1 protein-coding gene is annotated in these 252 nt (G+C 44.8%); it reads left to right on the forward strand.

The annotated features are described in order from the left end of the window. Positions 1-252 (forward strand): PQQ-dependent sugar dehydrogenase (locus ACPYOG_RS20075; protein WP_481295858.1); only part of this gene is annotated, 252 nt, incomplete at both ends.

Below are 252 nucleotides of genomic sequence, written 5' to 3' on the forward strand. Positions count from 1 at the left end.
TTCTACAGGTGCGTACAATATTCCTGCTGACAATCCTTTTGTAGGGACTGACGGAGCCGACGAAGTTTGGGCTTACGGACTAAGAAACGCATGGAAATTCAATTTCGACACTGTTTCAGGCAATGTGATGATTGCGGATGTCGGTCAGGGACAGATTGAGGAAATTAACAGAATGCCTTTAACACAAGCCGGAATCAACTACGGATGGAGATGCTACGAAGGTAATAACTGTCTCTTATACACATCTGACGC

This window comes from Leifsonia sp. HAY1-4F, assembly GCF_056755275.1.